Source organism: Streptococcus sp. CF8_Ac1-9 (assembly GCF_024295565.1).
Taxonomy (GTDB): Bacteria; Bacillota; Bacilli; order Lactobacillales; family Streptococcaceae; genus Streptococcus; species Streptococcus parasanguinis_X.
On the sequence record NZ_JANCOY010000006.1, the window covers coordinates 18,741 to 36,821 of the forward strand.

The following is an 18,081-nucleotide window of genomic DNA, read 5'->3' on the forward strand; positions in this document are numbered from 1 at the left end:
GCTCATGTCTGTTCCTATTATAAGAATAATTGAATGAGTTGGCGCGCGACACCGTCCTCATTATTGGTAAAATCTGTGACGGAATCCGCGTAAGGAAGTAGGACAGAGCTCGCGTTTTTCATGGCGTATCCATGACCAGCGAGAGCTAGCATGTCGGTATCGTTGTGCTCGTCTCCAAAGGCAATCAAATCCTTCTGATCCATATTGAGTTTATCTAGAAGGTAGGTCAGAGCAGAAGCTTTGGTCACATTTTTTGGATTGCATTCCAGAATATTTAAGGGACCACCCCAAGTATTGATAGACAGATTGTAATCATAATGGCGATTCATTTCATCTGCCAGAGCATATTTGTCTTCCGCTTTCGTTTGAAAGAGGATACAGTTTGGGTCGCTCGTTACCCGCTCTGGATTGAATTGATTTTCTGGTTGGAAAGATTCAATACCGAATAATTTAGGATCTGCGACGTGCTCATTTGGATCGGTAATAAAGAATTTATTGCGGTATTCGCCTGCTATAAAGTCCGCTTGGATGGTGTCTCGGTTGGCGACCATATCTAGCAGGTATTTTTTATCTAAAGTCAAACATTGTTCATCCGCCCATTTTTTCTCAGGTAAGTGCGTAAGGGAGCCGTTAAAATTGATCATCGGAGTATCTAGCTCTAGTTGTTTGTAGTAGGTATGTGCCATACGGTAGGGGCGGCCTGTTGTAATAATGACTTTATGGCCAAGAGCACTAATTTTTTTAATCGTATCAATGGTAAAGTCGCTCAATTTGCTTTCGGAATTTAAGAGAGTGCCGTCTAGATCTAGAGCGATCATCTTTTTATGCATATTTCAGTTCCTTTCGAGAAGAATGAGACCATTATATCAGAAAAATCGGAAAAGCGCTCAAAAATCGAGAAGAGAAGTAGGATTTCTTGAAAGGCGAAAGATCTTTTGGTAAAATAGAAATAACGTTCGCAAATTGATTGGGAGCGAGAATGATGAAAAAGGAGTTTATTCTGAAATGGATAAGTTTTTTAAACTTTCAGAACATGGAACCACTGTTCGAACAGAGGTCCTTGCTGGTTTGACAACCTTTTTTGCGATGAGTTATATCCTCTTCGTAAACCCTCAAATGTTGTCACAAACAGGTATGCCAGCTCAAGGAGTCTTCCTTGCAACGATTATTGGATCCGTTGTCGGGACCTTGATGATGGCTTTTTATGCCAATTTGCCTTATGCACAAGCACCAGGGATGGGCTTGAACGCTTTCTTTACCTTTACCGTTGTATTTGGTATGGGCTACTCATGGCAAGAGGCTTTAGGAATGGTCTTCATTTGTGGTGTGATTTCATTAATTATCACATTGACAAATGTTCGGAAGATGATCATCGAATCGATTCCGACTGCTCTTCGGTCTGCTATTTCAGCGGGGATCGGGATTTTCTTGGCCTATGTTGGGATTAAGAATGCAGGATTTTTGAAATTCACGATTGACCCTCATTCCTATACAGTGGTCGGGGAAGGAGCAGATAAGGCGAATGCAACGATCTCAGCCAATGCATCTGCTGTTCCTGGATTGGTTGATTTTAACAATCCGGCTGTCCTCTTGGCTCTTGTTGGTCTTGCGATTACTATTTTCTTTGTTGTCAAAGGGATTAAGGGAGGGATTATCCTTTCTATCTTAGCAACGACTGTGCTTGGAATTCTCATCCATGTGGTTGATATCACTAAAATTGACTTTGCAAGTAACCATCTAGGAGCTGCCTTTAATGATTTAGGCACGATCTTTGGTCAAGCTTTGGGATCAAAAGGATTGGGTTCTTTGATTTCCAATACGTCTCGTTTGCCTGAGACCTTAATGGCAATTTTAGCCTTCTCCTTGACTGATATTTTTGATACAATTGGAACTTTAATCGGTACGGGTGAAAAAGTTGGGATTGTTGCGACAAATGGGGAAAACCATCAATCAGCGAAATTAGATAAAGCCCTCTATTCAGACCTCGTAGCGACTTCAGTCGGAGCTATTGCAGGAACTTCGAACGTAACGACTTATGTTGAATCTGCAGCCGGTATTGGAGCTGGTGGACGAACTGGTCTGACAGCCTTGGTTGTAGCGATCTGTTTTGCTATTTCAAGTCTCTTTAGTCCTTTGTTGGCGATTGTACCGACCGCTGCCACAGCCCCAATTTTGATTGTTGTTGGGATCATGATGTTGAGTGGTTTGAAAAATATCCATTGGGAAGATATGTCAGAAGCCGTTCCTGCCTTCTTCACTTCTATCTTTATGGGCTTCAGCTACTCAATTACTCAAGGGATCGCTGCTGGATTTATCACCTATAGCTTGGTGAAAGTGGTTAAAGGAGAAGCCAAAGAAGTGCACAGCATGATTTGGATCCTAGATGTTCTCTTTATTTTAAACTACGTTAGCATGGCCTTGAATTAAGCATCAAGAAAGTGCCAAAAAGGAATGGGAGTTGTCTTCCATTCCTTTCAGATTGAAGACAAAGTTATACTAAAAACATTCCTTAGGTGAGTACGGACGTCAGCGAACTTCTTTGAAGTTCCATGACTAATTATTGAGCCTAAGGTCTCAATAATTCCGAGTGCCTGAAACGTTATTGTTTCAGGCACTTTTCTCACAGCGGAAAGTTTCAGTATTTTCTTAAATCGATTTAAAAATTGGAACTCAAATTTATTTTTTTGCAGAATCACTTAACTTATATTACTTTAAAATAGTTTGTCTATCTATCTAAAAATCAAACCGGAGTCGAACAATTTCTAAAAGAAAGAGCAGATTTTTAAAAAGTTTGGTATAATAGAGAAATGATTAGTCACAATGAAACGGAGCTGATCGCTCTAGGAAAACAGTTAGGAAAACTCTTAGAAAAGCAAGACGTGATTATCTTATCAGGTGATCTAGGGGCAGGAAAAACGACCTTTACCAAAGGAATTGCAAAGGGGTTAGGGATTGATCAGATGATTAAAAGCCCGACCTATACCATTGTTCGTGAATACGAAGGTCGCTTGCCTTTATACCATTTGGATGTTTACCGGATTGGGAATGATCCAGATTCTATTGATTTAGATGATTTTCTATTTGGAAATGGTGCGACCATTATTGAATGGGGAGAGCTGATTGAGCCGAGTCTCTCGGATGCTTATCTTAAAATTTTTATCCGAAAATTAGAAGATGGGCGAGAGTTAGCTTTTGAAGCTCATGGAGCGCGTGCAGAAGCTTTACTGACATCCTTTGAGCAGGTGGAAAAAACGGATGACTAAGGAAAAGGAAGTGACAGTAGAAATTCGGCAAGCTGACAGTGCAGACGCGGCTCTTGTCGTTGATTTCTTAAATCAAGTTGGGAAAGAGTCAGATTACATGACGCTAGATGAAGCTGGAATTGGCATGTCTCCAGCAGACATGGAGCAATTTCTGATGGTGCAAGAAATGGCGGAAAATCGGATTTGCCTCTTGCTATTTCTAGATCAGGAACTGGCAGCTTTGTTAAATATCACTGCAGCTTTTCAACGGTCCATTCGGCATATTGGTGACGTCTTTATTGTGGTTCAAAAAGCTTATTGGAATCAAGGACTTGGACAGATCTTGTTGGAAGAAGGAATTGAGTGGGCGCACTCGACCGGTGTTCTTCGCAAACTAGTCTTGAATGTCCAAGTGCGCAATGAACGAGCAGTTCACCTGTATAAAAAGTTAGGTTTTGAGATCGAAGGTTGTCAAGCTCGTGGAGCTTGTTCAGCTGAAGGAGAATTCTTAGATGTTTACCTTATGGGGAAACTGATAGATTAGAGAGAGTATACATGGTTAAAAAAATTATTTTGATGTTTTTGAGCTTATTGACGGTAACAGTGATTGGGATCGGGGCCTATGGCCTCACTATCCTCAATCAAACGACAGGGACCCTCAGTAAGACCTATAAAGGCTTTGGAAATGAGACCAATGTCATTGCAGAAAACAAGCCGATGACCATCCTTTTGATGGGGGTTGATACAGGTAGCGGTTCTCGGGAAGATCCTTGGGCCGGAAATAGTGATACCATGATTTTGGTGACTGTCAATCCTCAAACAAAAGAAACAACCATGACGAGCTTGGAAAGAGATATTCTAACCAATATTACTTCAGATGGCGAAACGGTCCAAGCAAAATTGAATTCGGCTTATGCTCAAGGTGGTGCCAAGTTAGCCATTAAGACCATTCAAGATCTTTTGAATATCCATATTGACCGCTATGTCATGATCAATATGAAGGGATTGGTTCAATTAGTGGATAAGGTTGGTGGTATCACGGTTAACAATCCATTTGACTTCGATATCTCGATCGAGGAAAATGAGCCAGAATATACGGCTAAGATCGCACCAGGACGTCAGGAGATTAATGGGGACCAAGCTCTCGTTTATTCACGCATGCGCTACCAAGACCCAGAAGGAGACTACGGACGTCAAAAACGCCAACGTGAAGTGATCAAAAAGATTGTTGAGAAAGTTTTAAGCCTCAATAGTTTGAGTCACTACAAAGGAATCATTGAGTCTGTTAGTGACAATATGCAAACCAACATTTCACTTGATAGCAACAGTCTTCTTCAATTGTTAGGATATAAAGATGCCCTTTCAACGATTCATCAGTACCAGCTGAAAGGAGAAGATGCTACCTTAGCAGATGGCGGAAGTTATCAGATCGTTACTTCAAAACATCTCTTGAAAATTCAAAATATCATCCGCAAAGCTTTGGGTCTGAAAGAAATTAAAACATTGAAAACCAATGCTTATCTACTGGATGGGGATGAAGATTTGAAGTCTTCTTCTTCTCAAACTGAAAATCCAGCTCCAGCATCTGGGGAAGCGCCTGTTTACCAAGATTTTAATCAATTACCAGTTGTACCATCAACCCAGGATACGGGAGTGGTGACGCCTCAAAGTTCTGTTGCACCAGTGACACCAGTTGCTCCTGCAGCTACAGAGTCGAGCAGTGTGACACCTACGGTACCTTCAGAATAAGAAAAAAACGATTGAGTTTTCTCAATCGTTTTTACTTGGTTGCCAGATGTCTTGAATTTCTTTTAGAGAGGCTGTTGCTTGTTGACTAAATAGTTTGGTCTTGTATTGGAAATCCGTTACCAATTCTTGAAGATTGGTCTTTTGGTCTTGGATAATATCCAGATTGCGTTGGATTTTTGCTAGGTTATCTTGAATTCCCTTGACCAATTGGCTGGATTCAGTCACCTCTGTTTTAATTTCTTTGCGGTTTTTTACTAGGTGGTAGCTAATGCTAGCTCCTGTTGCAAACCAAAAGAGATTTTTGAGTTTCATATGGCCTCCTTTTTAACTGTTTTTGATGGTTTCTGCGAGAACTGCTAGTTGTTCAAAATTAGGCTCGTGTTCAGTAAATGAAATGGCAAGCTCATCTTGATCGGAATAGCGAGGGATAATGTGGACATGTGTGTGAAATACGGTTTGTCCAGAAACTTCTTCCATGTTGCTGATGATATTCATTCCCTTAGCTTGGGTAGCAGCTTCTACTTTTTTTGCAACTTTAGAGACACGTGCAAACAGTTGAGCTGTAGCGGTTTCGTCCATCTCTAATAGATTGCGGGTGTGTTTTTTTGGAACCACTAACGTATGACCTGGTGTAACCTGAGAGATGTCCAAAAATGCGAGGACTTCCTCGTCCTCATAGACTTTGGAGGAAGGAATGTCGCCAGCTATAATCTTACAAAAAATACAATCGTCAACCATAAATACACCTCATTTAGACTAAATTTTGTTATAATATAAGAACATTATACCAGAAATCGGAGAAAATATGTTAGAAATCAACAAGTTGACAGGGGGCTATGTCAACATCCCTGTCCTGAAAGAGGTGAGTTTTTCAGTTCCGGATGGCCAACTGATTGGTTTGATTGGACTAAATGGAGCTGGGAAGTCAACCACAATTAATGAAATTATTGGTCTTTTGCATCCTTATGCTGGGGAAGTACGGATTGACGGCTTGAGTCTTCCAGAAGCTCCAACAGACTATCGTAAAAAAATCGGCTATATTCCAGAAACTCCTAGCCTATATGAAGAATTAACCTTGAGAGAGCATATCGAGACCGTAGCTATGGCCTATGATTTAGACATGGATCAGGTCCTGGTGCGCGTCCAGCCTTTGTTGGAACGATTTCGTTTGGCTGAAAAATTAGATTGGTTCCCGACCCAGTTTTCAAAAGGGATGAAGCAAAAGGTCATGATTATTTGCGCCTATGCAGTGGATCCAAGTCTTTATATTGTCGATGAACCCTTTTTGGGATTGGATCCTGTTGCGATTGCAGATTTGATTCAGTTATTGGCAGATGAGAAAGCAAAAGGAAAATCGATTTTGATGAGTACTCACGTTCTGGATTCGGCTGAAAAGATGTGTGATGGTTTTGTGATCCTCCATAAGGGTCAGATCCGAGCAAAAGGGACCTTGGACGAGCTGCGTTCAACTTTTGGGGATGAGAAAGCAAGTCTAAATGATATCTACATGACCTTGACAGAAGAGGAAACAGCATGAAAGAGTTGATGAAAAAACGGCAACAAACGTTTCGAACTCAATGTGTAAAATATAGCCGCTATGTTCTCAATGATCATTTCGTCCTCTTTATGTTGATTTTTATAGGATTTTTGGCGGTTCAATACAGTCAATTCTTGCAAGATCTACCCAAAGATACAAGCCTGATCCGTTGGAGTCTCATGATTGGTTTGCTCCTCTTGGTTCCGATAGGCTCTATTGCGACCTACTTAGAGAAGCCCGATGCTTTATTCCTTTTGGTAAAGGAAGAGGAAGTGAAACGTTATATCAAAGGGCAGGCCAAGAAGTCTTTTGTGTTTTGGTTTTTGATTCAAAGTTTTGTCCTTCTATTATTTGTGCCTCTTCTTCTGGCAACGGGGCTGGATAAACTTGCTATTGTAGCTTATATCCTTGTCTTAGGAGTGGCTAAAGGGGCTGTTTTTAGCTGGAAGGAAGCGCGCTTCTACCAGGATGGAAATTTGAATTGGAACTTGGCCATTGCTCGTGAGAATGCAAGGAAACAATTGATTCTTCGTTTCTTTGCCTTGTTTACAACGGTGAAAGGTATTACTAACAGTGTTAAAAGAAGAGCATACTTGGATGGTTTCTTAGGGCTTCTTCCTAAAATACATGGCAATACGTGGCTTCACTTATATATGCGCTCTTTCCTACGGAATGGAGATCTTTTCTCTATGACTCTCCGACTCTTGGCTCTTTCCATTCTCGCTATCATCTTTATTCCCCAGCCTCTCGTAGTGATTGCCCTTGTAGCCTTGCTCAATTACTTGGTTATTTTTCAATTACTGGGGCTTTACAGTGCTTTTGATTACCAACCCTTGACCCTCCTTTTCCCGATGAAAAAGGGCAGTAAAAAGGCAGGGTTGAACAAAACGATTCAGCTGGTCATGGGGATGATAACGGTGATAGAAGGGGGGATTGGTCTGGTCTTTATTTCAGATAAAGTCCTGTTGTTAGGCTTACTGGCTTACACAGTTGCTTTAATCCTACTCTATCTTCCATTTAAGATGGCGCGCTTGGTTGACGAAAGTCGTTAAAATTAGTAAAATAGATTGGAAACTTTTTACGGAGGAAAAGATGGACTCGAATGAAAAAGAGCTAAGCCTCACCCCAATTCCTGGGAAGAGTGGGAAGGCCTACATGGGGACCTACCCAGATGGTGGGCGCGTTTTTGTAAAAATGAATACGACCCCAATCCTTGCGGGTCTAGCAAAAGAACAGATTGCTCCTCAATTATTATGGAGTCGACGATTGCCAGATGGAAATGTGATGAGTGCCCAAGAATGGTTGAATGGGGAAATTCTCACGCCAAATGGGATGTCGAAAAAACAAGTCGTCAATATTTTAACGAGATTGCACCGTTCTAGACCTTTGATGACCCAATTGAAAAAACTTGGCTATCCTGTGGAATCTCCATTAGAATTGCTCAATTCTTGGAGCAATCGGTTGCCAATTGCCCTACGTCAGAACCACTATATCCAATCAGTCGTAAAGAATTTACGTAAGACAGTGCCTGCCTTTCGGGAGGATTATGCGACGATCGTCCACGGGGATGTTCGTCATAGTAACTGGATTGAAACAGAGAGCGGCTTGATTTATCTAGTCGATTGGGACTCTGTTCGTTTGACAGACCGGATGTTGGATGTGGCGCATATCTTGAGTCACTATATCCCAGATTCTAATTGGCGCGATTGGTTAGGCTATTATGGCTACAAGTACAATCAAAAAGTATTTGATAAACTCTATTGGTTTGGTCAATACTCTTTCTTGTGCCAAATTGCTAAATACTATGAAAATAATGATTTAGAAAATGTCAATCGCGAGATCTATGCTCTGCGCAATTTCCGGTTGAAATATGGAAAGGAAATATGAGAGTTAGAAATCGCAAGGGAGCGACTGAATTATTAGAAGCGAACCCGCAATATGTGGTCCTAAATCCAGAAGATGCCAAGGGAAAGTGGCATGAAATTTTCGGGAATGACCATCCTATTCATATCGAAGTGGGTAGCGGGAAAGGGGCCTTTATTACTGGGATGGCCAAGGCCAATCCAGAGATCAACTACATCGGAATTGATATTCAAAAATCGGTCTTGAGTTATGCTTTAGATAAGGTCTTAGAAGCTGATGTTCCTAACATTAAATTGCTTTGGGTAGACGGAGATAGCTTGACCAACTATTTTGAAGATGGGGAAATTGATCAACTCTATCTGAATTTTTCAGATCCTTGGCCTAAGAAACGTCATGAGAAGCGTCGCTTGACTTACAAGACTTTCTTGGATACCTTCAAGCAAATTCTTCCAGAACATGGGGAGATTCACTTTAAAACAGATAATCGAGGTCTGTTTGAATACAGTTTGGTGAGCTTTTCTCAATACGGAATGACTTTGAAGGGAGTCTGGTTGGACCTTCATGCTAGTGATTTTGAGGGGAATGTCATGACGGAATATGAGAAAAAGTTCTCAAGTAAAGGACAGGTCATTTACCGTGTAGAAGCACAGTTTTAGCATATTCCTTGCAATCATTGGGGAATCGTGTTATAATACCTTAAATGAATAGAAAAGGAGAGGCGGGGAAATATCTTCGCCTCTTATCTATGAGGAGGTGGCAACCATCGCAACGATTGTTGACTTAGTAACAGAAGTGATTCAGCCAGCTATAAAGGAACCATTTGAATTGGTCGATGTTGAATATGGCAAAATGGGTGGTGACTACGTCTTAAGCATTTTCGTAGACAAACCAGAAGGGATCACACTGAATGATACAGCGGATTTGACAGAAATCATTAGCCCGCTATTGGATCAAATCAAACCAGACCCATTTCCAGAACAGTACTTTTTAGAAGTTACCAGTCCTGGCTTGGAGAGACCTTTGAAAACCAAGGAAGCACTCGGGGGAGCTGTTGGCAAGTATGTCAATATCAGCTTGTATAAGGCTGTTGAAAAGCAAAAGGTCTTTGAGGGGAACTTGGTAGGTTTTGAAGAGGATGTTTTGACCATTGAGTATATGGATAAAACACGAAAGAAAACTGTAGAAATTCCTTATAACCTTGTGTCCAAAGCAAGGTTGGCTGTAAAATTGTAACAGAATGAAAGAAAGGATGCCTTAATAGTAAAGGCAAGAAAAACATGAGTAAAGAAATGCTAGAAGCCTTCCGCATTTTGGAAGAAGACAAAGGGATCAAAAAAGAAGATATCATCGAAGCCGTCACAGAATCATTGCGTTCAGCTTATCGCCGTCGTTATGGACAATCAGAAAGTGCAGCGATTGAATTCAATGAAAAAACTGGAGATTTCCGTGTTTATACAGTTCGTGAAGTGGTGGATGAAGTCTTTGATAGCCGTTTAGAAATCAGCTTGAAGGATGCCTTGGCCATTAGCTCTGCTTATGAGTTGGGGGATAAGATCAAGTTTGAAGAAGCACCAGCTGAATTTGGTCGTGTAGCAGCTCAATCTGCCAAACAAACCATCATGGAAAAAATGCGTAAGCAAACGCGCACCATCACCTATAACACTTATAAAGAACATGAAAATGAAATCATGAGTGGAACAGTGGAGCGCTTTGACAATCGTTTTATCTATGTCAATCTTGGTTCGATCGAAGCTCAATTGTCTAAGCAAGACCAAATTCCAGGAGAAGTCTTCCAATCCCATGACCGGATCGAAGTTTTTGTTTACAAGGTAGAAGATAATCCACGTGGTGTCAATGTCTTTGTTAGTCGAAGCCATCCTGAAATGATCAAACGTTTGATGGAACAGGAAATTCCTGAAGTCTATGATGGAACTGTTGAGATTATGAGTGTAGCGCGTGAAGCTGGAGATCGTACAAAAGTTGCGGTTCGTAGCCATAATCCAAACGTAGATGCGATTGGGACGATCGTTGGTCGTGGTGGATCGAATATTAAAAAGATTACCAGCAAGTTCCACCCAGCTCGATACGATCAAAAATTAGACCGTATGGTTCCGACAGAAGAAAACATCGATGTCATTGAATGGGTTCCAGATCCAGCTGAATTCATCTACAATGCGATCGCTCCTGCAGAAGTGGACCAAGTTATTTTTGATGATGAAGATAGCAAACATGCTCTCGTTGTGGTTCCAGATAATAAACTATCTCTTGCCATCGGTCGTCGTGGTCAAAACGTTCGTTTGGCAGCTCATTTGACTGGTTACCGCATCGATATCAAATCTGCTAGTGAGTTCGAAGAAATGGAAGCAGCTCAAGAAACTTTTGAAGACCAAGTAGAAAGTGGCGAAGAGCAAGTCGATTAAGAGAGGGAGGGAAAATGGTAAAAACAAGAAAAATCCCTTTAAGAAAATCTGTCGTTTCAAATGAAATTATTGATAAGCGCGATTTGCTCCGCATTGTCAAAAATAAAGAAGGACAAGTCTTTATCGATCCAACTGGCAAAGCCAATGGTCGAGGTGCTTACATCAAGCTAGACAATGAAGAAGCGGCACTTGCTAAGAAAAAGAAAGTTTTTAATCGTAGCTTTAATATGGAAGTGGAAGAAGCTTTCTATGATGAATTGATCGCTTATGTAGATCATAAGGTGAAGAGAAGAGAGTTAGGCCTTGAATAAGCAAAAGATAAGTAATTTGTTGGGCTTGGCGCAAAGAGCAGGAAAACTCATTTCTGGAGAAGAACTCGTGATCAAAGCCATCCAGGAAGAAAAAGCACAATTAGTTTTTCTGGCAAATGATGCAGCTAGTAACCTGACAAAAAAGGTGACAGATAAGGGTCACTATTATGAGGTTCAAGTATCTACCGTGTTTTCAACACTAGAATTAAGCACTGCAATTGGACGTGCCCGTAAGGTCGTCGCTGTTGTAGATGCTGGATTTTCAAAGAAAATGAGGTCTCTTATGGAATAGAAGAGGAGGACAGCAATTGTCTAAGAAAAGATTATACGAAATTGCCAAAGAATTGGGCAAGGAAAGTAAGGAAGTCGTCACTCGTGCGAAAGAATTAGGTTTTGACGTCAAGAGTCATGCATCTAGTGTCGATACTGATGTTGCTGAAAAGTTGATCAAGAGCTTTTCAGCGAAAAAAGAAACAGTCGAAAAGAAAGTAGCAGAAGTGGCTGCCAAGACAACGGCTGTCGCAGAGAAAAAAGAAGCAGCGCCCATCAAAAAAGAAGGAGCAACTGAGACCAAATCAGTAACGCCAGCTGCTAAACCAAAGAGTCGTAACTTTAAAGCGGAACGAGAAGCGCGTGCAAAAGAGCAGGCTGAACGTAGGAAACAACAAGATAATCGTCCAAAACGTGATCGCAAAGACAATCAGCGTCATGGTGACAACCGAAATCAACGACCACAAGAGCGAAATGAACAACGAAATCAAGGTTCTGAGCGTCGCAATAACCGACCAGATCAAAGACGTAGTGCACAACCCCAAGTAGCACCAAAAGTTGATTTCAAAGCGCGTGCAGCAGCACTGAAGGCTGAACAAAATGCTGAGTACGCACGTGGAAGTGAAGATCGCTACAAACAACAAGCTGCAAAAGCAGAACAAGAACGTCAACAGCGCCGGAAACGGGTAGAAGCACCAGAAGTGAAAGCACCTGTACAGGAGCCAGCTGTTGAGAACCATACAAAACCAGCTGTTGCTGCTGCTCCAGCTCAAGTCGATACACGTCGGAAGAAACAAGCGCGACCAGATAAGAAACGCGATGATTTTGATCGTGAAGAAGATGGTCCAAGAAAACAACAAAGGAATCGAAATAGTCAAAATCAAGTGAGAAATCAGAGAAATAGTAACTGGAATAACAATAAGAAAAATAAAAAAGGAAAGAACAACCGTAATGATGCTCCAAAACCAGTAACAGAGCGTAAATTCCATGAATTACCAAGTGAATTTGAGTATACGGATGGAATGACGGTTGCCGAAATCGCAAAACGCATCAAGCGTGAACCGGCTGAAATCGTCAAGAAACTCTTTATGATGGGAGTCATGGCGACTCAAAATCAATCGCTGGATGGAGATACGATTGAACTCTTGATGGTGGATTATGGAATTGAAGCCAAGAAAAAGGTTGAAGTGGACAATGCCGATATCGAACGCTTCTTCGTTGAAGATGGTTATTTGAATCCAGATGAGTTGGTAGAGCGTCCACCAGTTGTCACCATCATGGGACACGTTGACCACGGTAAAACTACCCTTTTGGATACCCTTCGTAATTCACGTGTAGCAACAGGTGAAGCGGGAGGAATCACTCAGCACATCGGGGCTTATCAAATCGTGGAAAATGGCAAGAAGATTACCTTCTTGGATACACCTGGACACGCGGCCTTTACTTCTATGCGGGCGCGTGGTGCATCTGTTACCGATATTACCATCTTGGTCGTAGCGGCAGATGACGGGGTGATGCCACAGACTATCGAAGCCATCAACCACTCAAAAGCGGCTAATGTTCCAATCATTGTGGCTATTAACAAGATTGATAAACCAGGAGCTAATCCAGAGCGTGTCATCGGTGAATTGGCAGAGCATGGAGTTATGTCAACAGCTTGGGGTGGTGATTCTGAGTTTGTAGAAATCTCAGCTAAGTTCAACCAAAATATCGATGAACTCTTGGAAACGGTCCTTCTTGTGGCTGAAATCCAAGAACTTAAAGCAGATCCAACTGTTCGTGCCATCGGTACTGTTATCGAAGCGCGCTTGGATAAAGGAAAAGGTGCGGTCGCAACCCTCCTTGTTCAACAAGGTACCTTGAATGTCCAAGACCCAATCGTTGTCGGAAATACCTTTGGACGTGTCCGTGCCATGACCAATGACCTTGGACGTCGTGTGAAGGTTGCAGGACCATCTACTCCGGTTTCTATCACTGGTTTGAACGAAGCGCCAATGGCAGGTGACCACTTCGCGGTTTATGAAGATGAAAAATCAGCGCGTGCAGCTGGTGAAGAACGTGCCAAACGTGCTCTGATGAAACAACGTCAAGCAACCAACCGCGTCAGCCTTGAAAATCTCTTTGATACCTTGAAGGCTGGAGAAGTGAAATCCGTTAATGTCATCATCAAGGCCGATGTACAAGGTTCGGTTGAAGCTCTTGCTGCTTCCCTTCAAAAGATTGAAGTGGAAGGTGTGAAAGTGACCATCGTTCACTCAGCAGTTGGTGCCATCAACGAATCAGACGTGACCCTTGCAGAAGCTTCAAATGCCTTCATCATCGGATTTAACGTCCGTCCTACTCCACAAGCACGTCAACAAGCTGAAGCTGATGAGGTAGAAATCCGTCTTCACTCAATCATCTACAAAGTGATTGAAGAAATGGAAGATGCCATGAAAGGTATGTTGGATCCTGAGTTCGAAGAGAAAGTCATCGGGGAAGCAGTTATTCGTGAAACCTTTAAGGTCTCTAAAGTGGGTACCATTGGTGGATTTATGGTCCTTAGTGGTAAGGTTACACGTGATTCCAAAGTCCGTGTCATTCGTGACGGTGTCGTGATCTATGACGGAGCTCTTGCAAGCTTGAAACACTTCAAAGATGATGTCAAAGAGATCACAAATGGTCGTGAAGGTGGATTGATGATTGAAGGCTACAATGATATCAAGACAGATGATACCATCGAAGCCTACATCATGGAAGAAATTAAAAAATAAGATGCTGACTAGGAAAAAAGAGGACTCTCCTCAGATTTCCTAGTTTTTAAACACAGAGTAGAAAGGAGTTCCTATGGCAAGTCATTTTCGGACAGACCGAGTAGGGATGGAAATCAAGCGTGAAGTCAATGAGATTTTACAAAAGAAAGTCCGTGACCCGCGTGTTCAAGGTGTCACCATTACGGATGTTCAAATGCTAGGTGATTTGTCTATGGCCAAAGTGTATTATTCAATTATGAGTGATTTGGCTTCAGACAATCAAAAGGCTCAGACAGGCCTTGAAAAAGCAACAGGAACCATCAAGCGTGAATTAGGTCGGAATCTGAAATTGTACAAGATTCCAGATCTTACTTTTGTGAAAGACGAATCCATCGAATACGGGAATAAGATCGATGAGATGTTGCGCAATTTGAACAAAGACTAGAGAGGTTGGAAATTTCCACGCCCAGATTGAAAGACAAAGTCTTCTCAGAAACTTTCCTTAGGTGAGTACGGACGTCAGCGAACTTCTACGAAGTTCCAAGACTAATTATTGAGCCTAAGGTCTCAATAATTCCGAGTACCTGAAACTATTAAGTTTCAGGTACTTTTCTCACGACGAAAAGTTTCAGTAGATGATTGAATCACTCTAACGAGTAACATTTCTTTTTATAGAATTTATTAGATTTATAAAAAAGAATAGTTTGTCTACAGTCTCGAGTTGGAAATTTCCAACTTCTTTTTTTGACTCTTAAAATGAGGAAAATAAAACAGAAAGAAAAAAACGGTTTCAAAAAATAATAGAAATTTACAGAAATCTCTTGTGTGATTGGAAATTATCCTTTACAATAGGAGAGGAGTTTTATTTATGATCTCATATTTGGAGGAATGATCATGTCCATTAACTGGCAGGAAATTGTGTTTAACTTTTTGGGAGGGTTGGGTCTCTTTCTCTATAGTATTAAAACCATGGGAGAAGGACTGCAACAAGCCGCAGGGGACCGTCTTCGCTACTATATTGATAAATATACCAGCAATCCCTTTCTAGGGGTTCTAGTAGGGATTGGGATGACTGCCTTGATTCAGTCGAGTTCAGGGGTTACAGTGATTACGGTCGGTCTGGTGAGTGCAGGACTTCTAACCCTCCGTCAAGCTATTGGTATTGTTATGGGGGCCAATATTGGAACGACTATTACCTCCTTTATCATTGGTTTTAAATTAGGAGACTACGCTCTTCCCATGCTCTTTATCGGAGCGGTTTGTCTCTTCTTTACCAAAAATCGTTTGGTTAATAATGTTGGACGAATCGTTTTTGGTGTCGGTGGTATCTTCTTTGCCCTCAACTTGATGAGTGGGGCTATGGAACCTCTTAAAGATTTGCAAGTCTTTCGTGACTATATGGTGCAGTTAAGTAAAAGTCCTATCTTGGGTGTCTTTGTTGGATCAGGCTTAACACTTTTGATTCAGGCCTCTTCTGCAACCATTGGTATCTTGCAAAATCTCTATGCTAGTCATTTGATTGACCTGAAAGGAGCCCTCCCAGTTCTCTTTGGTGATAATATCGGAACGACCATTACAGCTATCATTGCTTCCTTGGGAGCTAATATTGCGGCCAAACGTGTGGCAGGTGCCCATGTAGCCTTTAATGTTATCGGAACCATTATCTGTCTTGTCTTCCTTGTTCCGTTTACCTCTTTGATTCAATGGTTTGAAACGACTCTTCATTTATCCCCAGAAATGACCATAGCCTTTGCTCACGGAACCTTTAATATAACCAATACCATCATCCAGTTCCCATTCATTGGAGCTTTGGCATACTTTGTGACCAAGCTGATTCCTGGTGAGGATGAGGTTGTCAAATATGAACCGCTCTACTTGGATGAAAACTTGATCACCCAAGCGCCTTCGATTGCTCTTGGAAATGCGAAAAAAGAGTTGCTTCATTTAGGTGGATATGCAGATAAAGCCTTTAGCCTCTCTTATGATTATATTGTTCATCAAAATGAGAAAACAGCTGAAAAGGGTCATAAGACAGAAGAAGCCATCAATACCATCGATGATGATTTGACTCGCTACCTGATTCGTTTGTCAAGTGAAGCCTTGAGTCCGAGAGAAAGTGAAGTTCTCACCAATATCTTGGATTCTTCACGGGATTTGGAGCGGATTGGAGATCACGCGGAAGCCTTGATCAATCTGACCGATTATTTAATTCGTAAGAAAGTGGTCTTTTCAGAAGCGGCCTTGGCTGAATTGGAAGATATTTACAACCAAACCCATCAATTTGTAGAGGATGCTTTGAAAGCTATCGAGCACAATGATGTGAGTCTTGCAAACCAATTGGTAGCACGTCACGAGGCAATTGAAAAATTGGAGAAAAGACTTCGGAAAACTCATATTCGTCGTTTGAACCAAGGTGAATGTACGCCACAAGCCGGAGTGAACTTTATTGATATCATTTCTCACTATACACGTGTTGCAGACCATGCCATGAATCTAGCTGAAAAAGTACAAATCGAGCAAATTTAAGGAACGTCAAACAGAGTAAGTAGGAAGCTTACTCTGTTTTTTGTTGGATTCTATTCAAAAATAGGTCTAGACCATTTACAAATGGAAGTGAAAGCGTTATAATATGTATGAATATAAATGGAACACAGTTCCTACAATGGAAAGGACGATTTTATGTCTACATATATTAAAGCAGATCAATTTTATTACCCACATGGGGTTCGCCGCGGAGGCTATTTGGAACTCGTTGATGGCAAGTTTGGAAAACATGTGGAAAGCTTGTCAGAAGGTGCGGATGTGCTGGATTATTCTGGTTACAGCATTGCGCCTGGCCTCGTAGATACCCATATTCACGGATTTGGTGGGGTAGATGTGATGGATAACAATATCGAAGGCACTCTCCATACCATGAGTGAAGGTCTCTTGAGTACAGGGGTTACGAGTTTTTTGCCTACGACCTTGACTTCCTCTTACGAACAACTTTTGGCAGTAACGGAAAATATCGGTGCACGATACAAAGAAGCAACAGGAGCCAAGATTCGCGGGATTTATTTTGAAGGACCTTATTTTACAGAAAAATACAAGGGAGCTCAAAACCCATCTTATATGAAGGATCCAAGTATGGAAGAATTCCGGGCTTGGCAAAAAGCTGCCAATGGTCTGTTGAATAAGATTGCCCTTGCTCCTGAGCGTGAAGGTGTAGAAGACTTTGTTCGGACCATTACAGGAGAAGGGGTGACTGTTGCTTTGGGACACTCCAATGCAACTTTTGAAGAAGCTAAAAAAGCGGTAGATGCAGGTGCGAGTGTCTGGGTGCATGCCTACAATGGTATGCGTGGTTTGACGCACCGTGAACTCGGTATGGTTGGTGCTATGTATGAGTTGCCTCATACAACAGCAGAGTTGATCTGTGATGGCCATCACGTGGATCCGCTAGCGTGTGATATCCTGATGAAACAAAAAGGAAAAGAAAATGTTGCCTTGATTACTGACTGTATGACAGCTGGGGGCTTAGAAGACGGGGACTACATGCTTGGGGAATTCCCGGTTGTGGTCGCTGAAGGGACGGCTCGCTTGAAATCAACTGGTAATCTAGCTGGCTCAATCTTGAAATTGAAAGATGGATTAAAAAATGTTGTAGAGTGGGGGATTGCTAACCCTCACGAAGCAGTGATGATGGCCAGCCTCAATCCGGCAAAATCAGTCCATATTGATGATGTTTGTGGTCAAATTCGCGAAGGGTATGATGCTGACTTCATCGTGCTTGATCAAAATTTGGATCTGGTTGCGACCTATCTCGATGGGGTCAAACGTTACCAGGCGACTAACTAGATTCAAGAAACGAAGATAGAATACTTCCTCTCTAGGTCATACCTAGAGAGGTTTTTGTGACGTATTCATGGGGTTAAACAGTCTTGAGGGGCTTTTTGTTTACCGATGGTAGTGCAATTT

19 protein-coding genes are annotated in these 18,081 nt (G+C 41.8%); 16 read left to right on the forward strand and 3 right to left on the reverse strand.

Features of this window, described 5'->3' with window-relative positions; translation table 11 throughout:
* Positions 1-17: 17 nt before the first annotated feature.
* A complete protein-coding gene (locus tag NML76_RS08965; RefSeq protein WP_049471729.1) occupies positions 18-830 on the reverse strand; it encodes a Cof-type HAD-IIB family hydrolase in 813 nt (270 codons plus the stop codon).
* Between the two features lie 175 nt (positions 831-1,005).
* On the opposite strand from NML76_RS08965, the gene NML76_RS08970 reads away from it, so the two are divergent.
* The 4 genes from NML76_RS08970 (at position 1,006) to NML76_RS08985 (ending at position 4,991) form a co-directional block, all read left to right on the forward strand.
* Entirely contained in the window at positions 1,006-2,427 is a 1,422-nt protein-coding gene (locus NML76_RS08970) for an NCS2 family permease (protein ID WP_254733327.1), read from the forward strand.
* Between the two features lie 380 nt (positions 2,428-2,807).
* Positions 2,808-3,263, forward strand: coding sequence for a tRNA (adenosine(37)-N6)-threonylcarbamoyltransferase complex ATPase subunit type 1 TsaE (gene tsaE, locus NML76_RS08975; RefSeq protein WP_129824748.1), 456 nt, complete (start codon positions 2,808-2,810; stop codon positions 3,261-3,263).
* Entirely contained in the window at positions 3,256-3,786 is a 531-nt protein-coding gene (locus NML76_RS08980; protein WP_118228681.1) for a GNAT family N-acetyltransferase, read from the forward strand. The genes tsaE and NML76_RS08980 overlap by 8 nt, the downstream gene beginning before the upstream one ends.
* 11 nt (positions 3,787-3,797) lie before the next feature.
* Positions 3,798-4,991, forward strand: coding sequence for an LCP family protein (locus NML76_RS08985; protein WP_254733328.1), 1,194 nt, complete (start codon positions 3,798-3,800; stop codon positions 4,989-4,991).
* Positions 4,992-5,012: 21 nt separating this feature from the next.
* On the opposite strand, the gene NML76_RS08990 is transcribed toward NML76_RS08985, so the two are convergent.
* Complete coding sequence (locus NML76_RS08990) at positions 5,013-5,303, reverse strand: hypothetical protein (protein ID WP_003012641.1); 291 nt, start codon at positions 5,301-5,303, stop codon at positions 5,013-5,015.
* A gap of 12 nt (positions 5,304-5,315) precedes the next feature.
* The gene (locus NML76_RS08995) at positions 5,316-5,729 is read right to left on the reverse strand and encodes an HIT family protein (protein WP_254733330.1); all 414 of its coding nucleotides are present in this window, start codon (positions 5,727-5,729) and stop codon (positions 5,316-5,318) included.
* A 67-nt stretch (positions 5,730-5,796) separates the two neighbouring features.
* Between NML76_RS08995 and NML76_RS09000 the strand changes: the two genes are divergently transcribed.
* The 12 genes from NML76_RS09000 (at position 5,797) to nagA (ending at position 17,961) form a co-directional block, all read left to right on the forward strand.
* Complete coding sequence (locus NML76_RS09000; protein ID WP_254733332.1) at positions 5,797-6,528, forward strand: ABC transporter ATP-binding protein; 732 nt, start codon at positions 5,797-5,799, stop codon at positions 6,526-6,528.
* Positions 6,525-7,580, forward strand: a complete 1,056-nt coding sequence (locus tag NML76_RS09005) for an ABC transporter permease (protein ID WP_254733334.1) — start codon at positions 6,525-6,527, stop codon at positions 7,578-7,580. The genes NML76_RS09000 and NML76_RS09005 overlap by 4 nt, the downstream gene beginning before the upstream one ends.
* Positions 7,581-7,620: 40 nt before the next feature.
* Positions 7,621-8,415, forward strand: a complete 795-nt coding sequence (gene ccrZ / locus NML76_RS09010) for a cell cycle regulator CcrZ (RefSeq protein WP_003003852.1) — start codon at positions 7,621-7,623, stop codon at positions 8,413-8,415.
* Entirely contained in the window at positions 8,412-9,047 is a 636-nt protein-coding gene (trmB, locus tag NML76_RS09015; RefSeq protein ID WP_024056398.1) for a tRNA (guanosine(46)-N7)-methyltransferase TrmB, read from the forward strand. Before ccrZ ends, trmB begins: the two co-directional genes overlap by 4 nt.
* 97 nt (positions 9,048-9,144) lie before the next feature.
* Complete coding sequence (rimP, locus tag NML76_RS09020) at positions 9,145-9,624, forward strand: ribosome maturation factor RimP (protein ID WP_254733336.1); 480 nt, start codon at positions 9,145-9,147, stop codon at positions 9,622-9,624.
* 44 nt (positions 9,625-9,668) lie between these two features.
* Complete coding sequence (gene nusA / locus NML76_RS09025; RefSeq protein WP_003010402.1) at positions 9,669-10,811, forward strand: transcription termination factor NusA; 1,143 nt, start codon at positions 9,669-9,671, stop codon at positions 10,809-10,811.
* Positions 10,812-10,825: 14 nt separating this feature from the next.
* On the forward strand, positions 10,826-11,122 hold the full coding sequence (locus NML76_RS09030) for a YlxR family protein (protein ID WP_003010401.1): 297 nt from the start codon (positions 10,826-10,828) through the stop codon (positions 11,120-11,122).
* On the forward strand, positions 11,115-11,414 hold the full coding sequence (locus NML76_RS09035) for a YlxQ-related RNA-binding protein (protein ID WP_023920256.1): 300 nt from the start codon (positions 11,115-11,117) through the stop codon (positions 11,412-11,414). The genes NML76_RS09030 and NML76_RS09035 overlap by 8 nt, the downstream gene beginning before the upstream one ends.
* Before the next feature lie 16 nt (positions 11,415-11,430).
* Positions 11,431-14,145 carry a translation initiation factor IF-2 gene (gene infB / locus NML76_RS09040; RefSeq protein WP_254733338.1) on the forward strand — a complete coding sequence of 905 codons (2,715 nt, stop codon included), beginning with the start codon at positions 11,431-11,433 and terminating at the stop codon, positions 14,143-14,145.
* 73 nt (positions 14,146-14,218) lie between these two features.
* On the forward strand, positions 14,219-14,569 hold the full coding sequence (rbfA, locus tag NML76_RS09045; protein ID WP_003003976.1) for a 30S ribosome-binding factor RbfA: 351 nt from the start codon (positions 14,219-14,221) through the stop codon (positions 14,567-14,569).
* A gap of 449 nt (positions 14,570-15,018) precedes the next feature.
* On the forward strand, positions 15,019-16,650 hold the full coding sequence (locus tag NML76_RS09050; RefSeq protein WP_049498095.1) for a Na/Pi cotransporter family protein: 1,632 nt from the start codon (positions 15,019-15,021) through the stop codon (positions 16,648-16,650).
* Between the two features lie 153 nt (positions 16,651-16,803).
* Positions 16,804-17,961, forward strand: coding sequence for an N-acetylglucosamine-6-phosphate deacetylase (gene nagA / locus NML76_RS09055; RefSeq protein ID WP_201087892.1), 1,158 nt, complete (start codon positions 16,804-16,806; stop codon positions 17,959-17,961).
* The last annotated feature ends 120 nt before the right edge of the window (positions 17,962-18,081 follow it).

Excerpts from the sequence above, each read along its gene's own strand:
- NML76_RS08990 (WP_003012641.1), bottom strand. The coding sequence starts at position 5,303 with ATGAAACTCAAAAATCTCTTTTGGTTTGCAACAGGAGCTAGCATTAGC.
- nagA (WP_201087892.1), top strand. The coding sequence starts at position 16,804 with ATGTCTACATATATTAAAGCAGATCAATTTTATTACCCACATGGGGTT.
- NML76_RS09050 (WP_049498095.1), top strand. The coding sequence starts at position 15,019 with ATGTCCATTAACTGGCAGGAAATTGTGTTTAACTTTTTGGGAGGGTTG.
- trmB (WP_024056398.1), top strand. The coding sequence starts at position 8,412 with ATGAGAGTTAGAAATCGCAAGGGAGCGACTGAATTATTAGAAGCGAAC.
- NML76_RS09005 (WP_254733334.1), top strand. The coding sequence starts at position 6,525 with ATGAAAGAGTTGATGAAAAAACGGCAACAAACGTTTCGAACTCAATGT.
- NML76_RS08965 (WP_049471729.1), bottom strand. The coding sequence starts at position 830 with ATGCATAAAAAGATGATCGCTCTAGATCTAGACGGCACTCTCTTAAAT.
- ccrZ (WP_003003852.1), top strand. The coding sequence starts at position 7,621 with ATGGACTCGAATGAAAAAGAGCTAAGCCTCACCCCAATTCCTGGGAAG.
- NML76_RS08995 (WP_254733330.1), bottom strand. The coding sequence starts at position 5,729 with ATGGTTGACGATTGTATTTTTTGTAAGATTATAGCTGGCGACATTCCT.
- NML76_RS08985 (WP_254733328.1), top strand. The coding sequence starts at position 3,798 with ATGGTTAAAAAAATTATTTTGATGTTTTTGAGCTTATTGACGGTAACA.
- rbfA (WP_003003976.1), top strand. The coding sequence starts at position 14,219 with ATGGCAAGTCATTTTCGGACAGACCGAGTAGGGATGGAAATCAAGCGT.
- NML76_RS09000 (WP_254733332.1), top strand. The coding sequence starts at position 5,797 with ATGTTAGAAATCAACAAGTTGACAGGGGGCTATGTCAACATCCCTGTC.
- NML76_RS08970 (WP_254733327.1), top strand. The coding sequence starts at position 1,006 with ATGGATAAGTTTTTTAAACTTTCAGAACATGGAACCACTGTTCGAACA.
- NML76_RS09030 (WP_003010401.1), top strand. The coding sequence starts at position 10,826 with ATGGTAAAAACAAGAAAAATCCCTTTAAGAAAATCTGTCGTTTCAAAT.
- NML76_RS08980 (WP_118228681.1), top strand. The coding sequence starts at position 3,256 with ATGACTAAGGAAAAGGAAGTGACAGTAGAAATTCGGCAAGCTGACAGT.
- tsaE (WP_129824748.1), top strand. The coding sequence starts at position 2,808 with ATGATTAGTCACAATGAAACGGAGCTGATCGCTCTAGGAAAACAGTTA.
- nusA (WP_003010402.1), top strand. The coding sequence starts at position 9,669 with ATGAGTAAAGAAATGCTAGAAGCCTTCCGCATTTTGGAAGAAGACAAA.